Raw genomic sequence first — 11074 nt, forward strand, 5'->3', positions numbered from 1 at the left:
TGCCGCGCAAGTATGTGCCAAAAAGGAATGGATGAATGACCGAGCAGCCCCAGCATGCGCCACAAATACCGTGGTTAACCCTGATCGGGATTGGGGAAGATGGTGTAGAAGGTCTTTCTCCCGTTGCACGCGCCATTCTTGCACAAGCGGATTTTGTGGTGGGTGGTGCGCGCCATCTGGAACTAGCAGCCGCATTGGTGCAGGGAAAAACACTTGCATGGCCCACGCCTTTTGAGCGCGGAATAGATGCCATTCTTGCCCGGAAGGGTTTACCTACTGTGGTTCTGGCATCTGGTAACCCATTCTTTTTTGGTGTGGGGAGCACACTGGCGCGTTCTATCCCTCCGCAGGAAATGCTGTGCTTACCGGCGCCATCTTCTGTGGCCTTGGCATGCAGTCGGCTTGGATGGGCAGAGCAGGATTGCCGCGTGGTATCCTTATGTGGCCGGCCCATAGAGCAGCTTTATCCAGCTTTGCAGCCATCTGGCCGCGTTATTGTGCTGTCTGGGGATGAAAATACGCCGCATGTTGTGGCTAACTGGCTTGTTAGTAAAGGATTGGGGGCTACGCGTTGCCATGTGCTGGAACGGCTGGGTGGCCCACATGAAGCTGTACACAGTTTTTATGCCCATGAAGGTGCGCCAGATAAGCTCCAGCGGCTTAATCTGATCGCGCTGGAGATAGATGCTCAAAGCGCTTCCCACACTTTGCCACTAATCAACGGGCTGCCCGATACGTGCTTCGAACATGATGGTCAGCTTACAAAGCGGGAAATTCGTGCAGTTACGCTGTCATCCCTCGCACCTCGGGCAGGCGAATTATTGTGGGATATTGGTGGAGGAGCAGGTTCCATCAGTATTGAATGGATGTTGGCCTCTCCGTTCTGCCGTGCAGTGTGTATTGAAGCGCAGCCAGAACGGGTTGCGCGCATTGCACGTAATGCGGCCGCTCTTGGTGTGCCGGGGCTAGATGTACGGCAAGCCCGAGCGCCAGAAGGCATGGAAGATTTGCTAAAGCCCGATGCCATTTTTATTGGCGGCGGAGCAAGCCGTGCTGGCGTGTTGGAAACCGCATGGCAGGCCCTTAAACCCGGTGGGCGTATTGTGGTGAATGCCGTGGTGGCTGAAACAGAAGCCCGATTGCTGCGTGCCTTGCAGGAATGGGGGGGAACGCTTACGCGTATCTCTGTATCCCGGTTAGAAAAAATAGGGTCTCTTCATGGTTTCCGCCCCGCCATGCCGGTAACACAGTGGGTGGCTCAGAAACCCGAGGCCTCATGATATTTCTAGGCTTGGGCTGGAACAGCAGAGCGACCTTAACGCAGGCTCAGGCATGTATTGCACTCGCCTTGGCACAACAGTCTGGCAAAGAATTGTCTGCCCTTGCTGTTCCTGCCTTTCGGCATACGGAAAATTTGCCATTACAGGTGGCAAAATGGCTGGGCACCCGAATTGTTTGGGTAGAGCTTGCCGCCATGCAGCAGGTCAACGCCCAATGCCAGACAGTATCAGCCCGTAGCATGCGGCATACCGGAGTAGCCTCTGTATCTGAGGCTTGTGCATTGGTTGCGGCTGGCCCACAGGGCAAACTTATTGTACCGCGTTGCAGCATGAATGGTGTGACATGCGCCGTGGCAGAAGGAGACATTTGAATGACCGTGCATTTTATTGGGGCAGGCCCCGGAGCGGCTGATCTACTCACCATACGTGGGAGAGACATTTTGGCATCCTGCCCGGTCTGTTTATATGCGGGGTCTATTGTGCCGCCGGAAATGCTGCAATTTTGCCCGCCAGATGCGCGCAAGGTTGATACAGCCCCCATGACATTGGATGAAATTGAAGCTGAATACGTAAAAGCTCATCAGCAGGGGCAGGATGTGGCGCGCCTGCATTCGGGGGATCTGTCTGTTTACAGCGCTGTGGCTGAGCAGATCCGTCGTTTGGAAAAACACGGTATTCCGTGGAGCATGACGCCGGGGGTGCCAGCATTTGCAGCGGCGGCTTCCATACTGGGGCAGGAACTCACCGTTCCGGGTGTTGCGCAAAGCGTGGTGCTTACGCGGGTAAACGGGCGGGCTTCCGCCATGCCAGAAAAAGAAACGCTGGCAGCTTTTGGCGCTACAGGCGCTACACTAGCCATTCATCTGGCAGTGCATGCGCTGGATAGAATTGTAGAAGAGTTGACGCCATTTTATGGGGCCGATTGCCCGGTTGCTATTGTTGCACGAGCCACATGGCCAGATCAGCTTGTGCTGCGCGGAACGCTTGCCAATATTGTAGACAAGCTGAAAGAAAACCCCATTGAGCGCACAGCTCTTGTGATTGTTGGCCGGGTATTGGGGGATAAGGATTTTAGGGAAAGCGCTCTGTATAATCCTGATTATCGGCGGCGCTTTCGCGGGCAGGACTAAGCTTTCAGGCTTGCCCAACCAGATTGCCTGCACGGTCAAACACCAGCACATCGGCTTGTATAGGGGCGGGGTGTAGAACGTCCTTAACTGTTTGTAAGGCGGAGCGGGCAATCAGGTATCCTAACGGAAAACCCTGTTGGCTTGCGCACAAAAAGGCTTCAGCCACTGTGGGGCTGCGCGCAATTGTATCTGCTAGATCGGGTTTTCCGTTATGTGCCAGAACAAGCTCGGCCAACTGGCGCATGTCTGCAGGGCCTCGTTTGGAATGCAGGTCCATAAAGCCTTGGCCCAGCTTGGTCATTTTTGCGATGCCGCCAGATATTGTAAGGCGCGGGACAGGATGTTTGCGAAGGTATTTTAACAGGCCGCCAGCAAAGTCTCCCATTTCAATCAGCGCACTATCTGGCAGGTTATAGAACTTCTGCACGCCTTTTTCAGAAACATTACCGGTGCTTCCTGCCAAGTGTGTAAGACCTTCAGCCCGCGCAACATCCACACCCCGATGGATGCTCTCAATCCATGCTGAGCATGAAAAAGGCACCACAATGCCAGTTGTGCCCAGAATGGACAGGCCGCCCAGAATGCCTAGCCGACTGTTTAATGTGCGTTCAGCCAGTTTTTCTCCATTTTCGACGCTGATAATCACCTCTGCATCTGGGCAGATACCCGCATTTGCTTCGGTTAAAGCCTTACGGATCATGGCGCGTGGGGTGGGGTTTATGGCAGGTTCTCCCACCGTTATGGGTAAGCCAGGGCGGGTAACCGTACCCACACCGGGGCCGGCCTGAAACACGATCCCGCACCCAGCGGGTAAGGTTTTTACCGTTGCACGGATAAGTGCTCCGTGCGTGATATCTGGGTCATCCCCCGCATCTTTAATAACTTCCGCAAACGGTGCATCTGGCGCGCCACCGGTGCGGGCAATGGCAAACCCAACTTGTTGGCCAGCGGGAAGGGTGATGTTCACGCATGCTGGGGCTGAATGACCGTTTAGTATAAGCCATGCGGCCTTTGCTGCGGCTGTTGCGCAGCTGCCTGTTGTCCAGCCGCGCCGGAGGGGATGAGAGTTGGGTGCCATGTGGCATGATGTAATTCATCTGCGTGTTGCAGAACATAAAAAAAGCCCCATCCACGTTTGGATGGGGCCTTTGTCAGCTTTGCATATAAAGCAGAACGGCTTCAGGATTGTTTGCTGAGGGAAAGTTCTTCAGCAATATCACCACGGGCCGCAGCCGCACGCTTCTGCTTCTCCCGTTCGGAGATTTTTTTCAGGTAGCGGCGAGCTTCGGGTGAAATGGTCAGGCACATGGTCATCAGGGCAGAGGCAACATACAGACCAGAGAAGATCCAGATAATGCCTTCAACGCCGCGCCAGGATTCAAACCACGTTACAATGGCCGGACCAACCCATGTGCTGGCGCCAGCACCCAAGCCAAGAGCGGAAAGAGCGGCAGCTTTTTCCTTCGGGCAAATCTGGGGCACCAAACCGGACAGCGGCACAAAAGCAGCCAAGGATGCGCCGTACAAAGCCCCCACAATAGCGGCAATCATAAAGTTGCCGGGGAACATCTGTGGCACATAATAGAAGGCGGGCACCATAATGGCTGCACCAATGCCGCCACCAAAAGCCACAACTTCACGATGACCGAATTTGTCTGCTGAAATACCGGAAAACAGATTTACCAGAATGTTGGACAGGAACACGATGGACAGCAGCTGCAACCACTGGGAAAGCGTAAAGCCAACAACCTTGGTAAAGAAGGTCGGCATGATCACCAGAAAGGCATATTCGGATGACGTGTTGATGGTACGCACCACCATGGCCACAAACGTTTTGGGTTCGCGCCACAGAATGCTGATGGAACTAAAGAAGATTTCCTTGGCCGGAGTACCGGGGGCAGCCAGACGCTGAGAACCTGTAGGTTCACGCGTAAGCAGCAACGCCAGCAGGCCACCAAAGACAACCATACCCAGAGAAGACCAGAAAGTGGCCATTTCCCCAATAACAGGAATGGCAAAGCTGGCGAACAGAGAACCCAAGGTGGGCAGGCCACCGGAAAAGGCAAACCAGAACCAACCCGCCGCAGAACCTAGCTGACGAGGAGGGGTGGCAGCGGCAATCCAGACCAAGAAGCCGTAGGTGAACAGCGGATACCCTAAACCACGCAGGGAATATGCCAGCAGCATGATGGGGTAGCTGTTAACGGCAACACCGCAGGCCAGAAAGATAACTTCAAAAACGGCCCAGATAGCCAGACCGATCCACATGACGCGTTTGGGGCCCCATAGATCAGACAGCGGGCCAGAAAGCCAGGCGGAGATGGAAACGGTAACACCGTAAATAGTAAACAAAAGCGCGGTGTTGCCGGCTGATGTGCCATGTGCTTCCAGATAGGGAGCAAGGTAACCGGCTTCTACACCATCACCAATCATAAAGAACAGAAGCCCCACAAAGCCCCAGAACAGAGGCGCGGGAATTCCAAGACGATCTGCAAACGATGCAGGCGGAGGCGACAGAGGGTCTGTCTGTTTCAAGGGGAGATACTCCTCTTTACACAGGCAACCGTCATTTTGACGGGATATTCCACCGAAGTGCGGAATATGCTGGCTGACTGCAATTCTCCGGGTGATGCCAAATGGCCGTTCACTCCGGAATCTTGTGGAAAAATACGGTTCGGGAGAAGTCCGCGCCTGAATGGTGGAAGCCAATAGGGCTTTTACCATAAAAGCCTCAGGACATGTGTCTGAGGGAAAAAGAGCGCAGCGGGTCTGCGGCACTATGCGATAGCTGGATGTATCTGCTTGCCTGATGGGAGAAAAGAAGGAATCTGAGAGTAAACAGATTATGGTTTTATATTATTGCAATAATATAAAACATGCACCCATCTAAAGACCACAAGAAAACGAAACCATTTGATGATGTGGAAGAATTACAATTCTAAAGGAAAGGTCTCTCCTTATGCCAGTTGTCATAACATTGCCTTGATAATATTTTCTGATAAAATTTTCAACGGAAAAGTTTTACAATATATTATTTTGCAGCAATTATAATATGTGAAAATAAATATATAATTTTACAATAAAAACAAAATTACTTTTTGAAAATTAGAATTTATAAAACAATTACTGATGTATTATTTTTGGTATTTATTTATATGCAAACTTTTCCTGTGTTTCTGATTGTTAATTCTCAGAAAATGCAACACAGGAAAAGTTTTTTATAATCAGACCGCTACAGAATCCAGCAAAGGAATGCCCGAGCGCTTGGAGAGAGCCTGCCTATAGTTTTCTACCGCAGCAGGGTAAGTAAGCCCTTTGATGATGGAAAAACTATGCAAGTGCGCAAACAGATGGATATCATCATAAGAAAGCGGCCCCTGAAGCGCAGAGGGTTCAGGCAGGAGAGAGGCTAAATCTTCCAACAACGCATTTAAAGGAAGAAGGGCTTCTGTGCCTTCATTGAAAATCTCGCAGAATGGGCCAGTTGAAGCCTCTTTTTTGCGGATAAAGTATGCCCGCCCGGATGTGGTGGAAAATTCCGGAAAAGGAGCCGCTGCCGCGCGAGGAAGGAATTGCCTATACAGCAGAGAGCTTGAGCGGCTGATCCAATCAGAAATTTCTGGCCGCGCGGGAACAGTAAGAAGAGGTGTTCCTTCACGGTCTATATGCGCAATAATATCCAGGCTTTCCCCCATATAGTGCCCGTTTTCTTCCAGAATGGGCAGCATTTTCTGACCGATCATGCCAATAGGCGTTGCTTCATCATCATTTTGAAGAACAACAAGCTCAACAGGGATGTTCTTGAGGCCAAAAATCATTCTGGCTTTAATGCAGAATGGGCAGTGATCATAAACATAAAGTTTACGCATGAGAGACAACTTTCTGATACAGAGTGTAAGACTGAATGTCCTGCAAAAACAGGATGTTTGTTTTATTGTTTACGCATGAAGCATAAACATGGTTTGAATAATTTTATAGTAGGAAGAGGCCAAAATGGATGCGCAATTCTGGAACATGAAATGGCAGAAAAACCAAATTGGCTTTCATCTTCCTGCAGTTAATCCACTTTTGGTTAAATATTTTCCTGTTCTGGAGCTTAAAGAGGGCGCGCGTGTTTTTGTGCCGTTATGTGGCAAAACGCTGGATATTCACTGGCTCTTACAACGCGGGATGAATGTGGTTGGGGTAGAGCTTAGCCAGATTGCCGTAGAGCAGCTTTTTTCCGAACTTGCTCTAACGCCGCAAATAACCGATGTGGCACCTAATATGCAGTGTTTTCAGGCAAAAAACCTCACTATATTTGTAGGCGATATTTTTGCGCTCTCTCGGGCGTTGGTGGGGAGTGTGCAGGCTATTTATGATCGGGCTGCTCTGGTTGCTTTGCCGCCTGCCATGCGTGCAGCTTACGCAGAGCGCCTGATGGATATTTCAGGCAAAGCGGAGCAACTCCTTGTTACCTTGGAGTATGATCAGTCTTGTATGGCGGGGCCACCGTTTAGCGTAACCCAGCAGGATATTCAGCGGTATTACGGGGCAGAGTATGCCATAAGCTGTTTGGAAAATACTTCAGTAACTGGCGGTTTAAAAGGTGGTGTGCCCGCTACGGAGAATGTATGGTTTTTGAAACCTGAATAGTCCGCATCAGGCATTTACCAAAAATTAAGTAGGTAATCATTTATGTTGGTAAGTAAAAGATACGGTTAAGAAATAATTTTGCTTGTTTTACAGCTTTGACCTCTTGCGTCTTCTTCCCTATATGAGCCTTCTTTTTGACAAGTTTCATGCTCCAGAGGGAGAAGAATGACAGATGGCAGCGGTTGCTTCACCCACTAATACCAAACGGCGCACCTACGCTATCCTAATTGCCCTTGTGCTAGGCATTTTATGCGGGCTGGCGGTGCATGATCTGTTTCCGGCCTATATTTCGGCTGCGCATCAGGTGGCAACCCTGTTAACGGGGCTTTTCCTGCGGCTTATCCGCATGATTATTGCGCCGTTGGTATTTGCAACATTGGTAAGCGGCATTGGCAAGCTGGGGGATGATACCTTGGTGGTGCGCGTGGGTGGGCGCGTTTTGCTGTGGTTTATCTCCATGTCCTTTATCTCGCTGCTTATTGGCTTGTTTGCCGCCAATATTCTTCAGCCGGGTTATGGATTTTCAGCACCCTTGCCGTCTGATATTTCATCCCTGAAGCATCCTTTTGAACCAGTTGAGTTTCTGCTGCACGTTGTGCCAACCAGCGTCATGGATGCCATGGCACGTAACGATATCCTGCAGATTGTGGTGTTCTCGGTTCTGTTTGGTGTGGCGTTGCCTGCTGCGGGCAAGGCGGGTGAGACCATGCTGAAATGGACGGAAGAACTCGCCCACATCATGCTGCGTATGACAGACATGGTCATGGTGCTGGCACCACTGGCCGTGTTTGGTTCCATTATGGGCACTGTGGCGCAAAGCGGTGCGGGTATGTTGCTACATTTTGGCCGGTTTTTGGCAGAATTTTACGGCACCATTTTTGTGCAGTGGGGCGTTCTTACTGTTATTGCTTTTCTGGTTCTGGGGCGCAGCATTAAAAGGCTGGTGGGTGAACTGGTGCAGCCGGTGTTGCTGGGGTTTGCTACAGCAAGCAGTGAGTCCGTTTACCCATTGCTGCTGGAAAAGCTGGAGAATTTTGGCGTACCCACCCGGATCAGTGGCTTTGTGCTGCCATTGGGGTACAGCTTCAATATGGATGGCTCCATTCTGTTTCAGTCTTTCGGAGCCATTTTTATTGCGCAGGCTTACGGCATTCATATGCCGTGGTCTCAGCAGTTTCTGATGCTGCTGGTTATGATGCTCAGCAGTAAGGGTATTGCTGGTGTGCCACGTGCATCGCTTGTTACGCTTGTAGCCGTTCTGCCTCAGTTCGGCCTGCCAGAGGCAGGTATCGCGCTCATTCTGGGTATTGATCATTTTCTGGATATGATGCGCACAGCGACCAACGTGCTGGGCAACGGCTATGCCGCTGCAATCTCGGCCAAATGGGAAGGTGCGCTTTCTGATGGGCCAACAGAGGATACTCTGTAAGCTTCATTTTAAGTTAATCAGGTGCTCTTGTTATCCGTGCCAAATGTCAGAAAGCGGCACATGCAGGGCACCTATTCTTTTTTCCATACCACAGGGCAGAAATAGGGGGCGTATAATGCCCCCATGAAAACACAACCTTCTGCCAGTAACCCTGCCGATATGATTTGCGTCCGCGGGGCGCGTGAACACAATCTGAAAAACGTTTCTGTTTCTGTGCCGCGTGACAAGTTTGTTGTGATGACTGGCGTTTCAGGGTCAGGCAAATCCTCACTGGCATTTGGTACAATTTACGCAGAAGCCCAGCGTCGGTATCTGGAATCTGTTTCTCCTTATGCGCGTCGGCTGTTTAATCAGATGCCAGTGCCGGTTGTGGATGCCATAGAAGGGCTGCCCCCAGCCGTTGCCTTGCAGCAGCAGCGCGGGGGCAGCAGTAGTCGTTCTTCTGTCGGAAGTCTCACAACACTCTCAAACCTCTTGCGCATGTTGTATTCGCGGGCAGGCACATACCCTGCTGGCATGAGCCGCTTAGAGGCAGAAGATTTCTCGTCCAACACGCCAATGGGGGCATGCCCACGTTGCCATGGGCTTGGGCGCATTTATGATGTCACAGAAAAAACATTGGTGCCGGATGATACGCTGAGTATCAGGCAACGGGCTGTTGCGGCATGGCCAACGGCGTGGCAGGGCCAAAACTTACGGGATATCCTGATCACGCGTGGCGTGAATGTAGATATTCCGTGGAAAGACCTACCCAAAGCCACGCGGGATTGGATCCTTTATACAAAGGAAACCCCAACAGAGCCCGTTTACCCCGGCCGCACGCATGAGCAAGTGCTGGAGGCCATAAAACATGGTGTTCCTGCAGATTATAACGGTACATTCACTGGTGCGCGTCAGTATGTGCTAAACACATTTGCCAAATCGCAAAGCGCTAAAATGCGGGCGCGGGCTGCATCATTCATGGTTAGCAGCGTGTGCCCAGAGTGTCATGGTCAGAAGCTCAAGGCTGAAGCCCTTCAGGTGCTGTTTGCAGGGCGCAATATTGCTGAGCTTTCAGCGCTTCCGCTCAAGAACATTACAGCCATTTTGCAAGAGCAAAGCCAGCAACTTAAAAAACAAACAGATGCCACAGGCCTTGCGGCTTACGGCATTGTGGAAGCATTGATAGAACGGCTGCAAACGCTATTGGAATTGGGGTTGGGCTACCTTCAGCTAAGCCGTGGCGTGCAAACACTTTCTCCCGGTGAATATCAACGCCTGCGGTTGGGAACCCAAATTCGTTCCAACCTGTTTGGCGTGCTGTATGTGCTGGATGAGCCAAGCTCTGGCTTGCACCCATGTGATACGCAAGCCTTGCTTAAGGCGCTGCATGGGTTGTTGGATGCTGGCAATTCGCTCTTGGTGGTGGAACATAACTGCCAGGTTATCCGTCATGCAGAATGGCTGGTGGATGTTGGGCCAGATGCTGGCGAAAAGGGTGGCGAAATCCTATACAGTGGCCCATTGGATGGGCTGAAGTCTGTTTCTCGGTCCCGCACACGGCCTTATATTTTTGATGAGATCAAGTACGGGCAGGCGGTGCCTCTCAAGCCTAAAGAGTGGCTTTGCCTGAAAAACATTAACTGGAACAATCTACGCAACGTTACGCTTGATCTGCCCTTAGGTGTCATGACGGTCGTGACCGGCATTTCCGGGTCCGGTAAATCCAGCTTAACTGGTCAGGCATTGGTCAGTATTGTTTCCAAGGCGCTTGGGCAGAAAGAGCCTGTTGAGCAGCCGGAGGCAGACGATAACGATATTCCAGAAGTTGCAGAAAGTGCTGAACCAGAAGGGCAGGTGGTGAGCGGATTGCAAAACATCCGGCGCCTCGTAGTGGTGGACCAAAAGCCTATTGGGCGCACTCCACGGTCTAATTTGGCCACTTATACGGGGTTGTTTGATCAGATCAGGCAAGCTTTTGCGGCTGTGCCGCAGGCTAAGAAGCAGAAAATGGATGCGGGCTGGTTTTCCTTCAATGTCGCAAAAGGGCGCTGCCCACGTTGTGAGGGCGTGGGTTCCATTGAAGTGGAATTGCTTTTCCTTCCTAGTGTGTATGCGCCATGCCCAGAATGCCATGGGGCACGCTATAAACCGGAGGTGCTGGCGATCACGCTGAATGGCCGCAATATCGCCGATGTGTTGAACATGAGCGTTGATGAAGCGCATGAGTTTTTTGCCGATAGCCCGAACATTGCGCATGGGTTTGATACCTTGCGGCAAGGCGGGTTGGGGTATTTACGTTTGGGCCAACCCGCCACAACGCTCTCTGGTGGAGAGGCGCAGCGTATCAAGCTGGCAACGGAACTTCAGAAAAAACGGGCAGGGCACATCTTGTATGTTCTGGATGAACCCACAACTGGTCTGCATCCCGCAGATGTAGATCGGCTGACACGTCAATTACGGCAGCTTGTTGCGCAAGGTCATACGGTTGTGTTGGCCGAACACGATATGCGTCTTGCAGCACAGAGTGACTGGATGTTGGATATGGGGCCAGGAGCGGGGGATGAAGGTGGCCAGATTGTTGCCAGAGGCATACCCGCAGATATCGCCAAAAATCCAGC

9 protein-coding genes (1 of these 9 only partly in view) are annotated in these 11074 nt (G+C 51.5%); 6 read left to right on the forward strand and 3 right to left on the reverse strand.

The genetic code is table 11. The features are described 5' to 3' along the window. Window positions 1-35: 35 nt before the first annotated feature. From cbiE to cobM, 3 genes are read left to right on the forward strand one after another with little or no spacing between them, the layout of a single operon-like run. On the forward strand, window positions 36-1280 hold the full coding sequence (gene cbiE, locus QQM41_RS12235) for a precorrin-6y C5,15-methyltransferase (decarboxylating) subunit CbiE (RefSeq protein ID WP_339077299.1): 1245 nt from the start codon (window positions 36-38) through the stop codon (window positions 1278-1280). After that, window positions 1277-1651 carry a cobalamin biosynthesis protein gene (locus QQM41_RS12240; RefSeq protein WP_339077300.1) on the forward strand — a complete coding sequence of 125 codons (375 nt, stop codon included), beginning with the start codon at window positions 1277-1279 and terminating at the stop codon, window positions 1649-1651. Before cbiE ends, QQM41_RS12240 begins: the two co-directional genes overlap by 4 nt. Next, complete coding sequence (cobM, locus tag QQM41_RS12245; protein ID WP_339077301.1) at window positions 1652-2410, forward strand: precorrin-4 C(11)-methyltransferase; 759 nt, start codon at window positions 1652-1654, stop codon at window positions 2408-2410. 4 nt (window positions 2411-2414) lie between these two features. Here cobM and QQM41_RS12250 read toward each other — a convergent pair whose 3' ends face one another. From QQM41_RS12250 to grxB, 3 genes are all read right to left on the reverse strand, one after another. Continuing rightward, a complete protein-coding gene (locus tag QQM41_RS12250) occupies window positions 2415-3488 on the reverse strand; it encodes a cobalt-precorrin-5B (C(1))-methyltransferase (RefSeq protein WP_339077302.1) in 1074 nt (357 codons plus the stop codon). A gap of 101 nt (window positions 3489-3589) precedes the next feature. Then, window positions 3590-4945: an MFS transporter gene (locus QQM41_RS12255; RefSeq protein ID WP_050819867.1), complete on the reverse strand. Its 1356-nt coding sequence runs from the start codon at window positions 4943-4945 to the stop codon at window positions 3590-3592. A 689-nt stretch (window positions 4946-5634) separates the two neighbouring features. After that, on the reverse strand, window positions 5635-6279 hold the full coding sequence (grxB, locus tag QQM41_RS12260; RefSeq protein WP_339077303.1) for a glutaredoxin 2: 645 nt from the start codon (window positions 6277-6279) through the stop codon (window positions 5635-5637). Between the two features lie 124 nt (window positions 6280-6403). Between grxB and tmpT the strand changes: the two genes are divergently transcribed. From tmpT to QQM41_RS12275, 3 genes are all read left to right on the forward strand, one after another. Then, on the forward strand, window positions 6404-7045 hold the full coding sequence (gene tmpT / locus QQM41_RS12265; protein WP_339077304.1) for a thiopurine S-methyltransferase: 642 nt from the start codon (window positions 6404-6406) through the stop codon (window positions 7043-7045). 172 nt (window positions 7046-7217) lie between these two features. Further along, window positions 7218-8474, forward strand: coding sequence for a dicarboxylate/amino acid:cation symporter (locus QQM41_RS12270; RefSeq protein WP_050819864.1), 1257 nt, complete (start codon window positions 7218-7220; stop codon window positions 8472-8474). A gap of 123 nt (window positions 8475-8597) precedes the next feature. Then, window positions 8598-11074: the 5' portion of an excinuclease ABC subunit UvrA gene (locus QQM41_RS12275; RefSeq protein WP_339077305.1), read on the forward strand. 37 nt of this gene lie beyond the right edge of the window; the window shows 2477 of its 2514 coding nt (coding positions 1-2477); it begins with the start codon at window positions 8598-8600; its stop codon lies beyond the right edge, outside the window.

This window comes from Acetobacter sp. AC2005, from assembly GCF_037901235.1.
Taxonomy (GTDB): domain Bacteria; phylum Pseudomonadota; class Alphaproteobacteria; order Acetobacterales; family Acetobacteraceae; genus Acetobacter; species Acetobacter oryzoeni.

Bases quoted from the DNA above. Each gene is read 5' to 3' on its own strand.
- cbiE (WP_339077299.1), top strand. From the start codon at position 36: ATGACCGAGCAGCCCCAGCATGCGCCACAAATACCGTGGTTAACCCTG.
- QQM41_RS12240 (WP_339077300.1), top strand. From the start codon at position 1,277: ATGATATTTCTAGGCTTGGGCTGGAACAGCAGAGCGACCTTAACGCAG.
- cobM (WP_339077301.1), top strand. From the start codon at position 1,652: ATGACCGTGCATTTTATTGGGGCAGGCCCCGGAGCGGCTGATCTACTC.
- QQM41_RS12250 (WP_339077302.1), bottom strand. From the start codon at position 3,488: ATGGCACCCAACTCTCATCCCCTCCGGCGCGGCTGGACAACAGGCAGC.
- grxB (WP_339077303.1), bottom strand. From the start codon at position 6,279: ATGCGTAAACTTTATGTTTATGATCACTGCCCATTCTGCATTAAAGCC.
- tmpT (WP_339077304.1), top strand. From the start codon at position 6,404: ATGGATGCGCAATTCTGGAACATGAAATGGCAGAAAAACCAAATTGGC.
- QQM41_RS12270 (WP_050819864.1), top strand. From the start codon at position 7,218: ATGGCAGCGGTTGCTTCACCCACTAATACCAAACGGCGCACCTACGCT.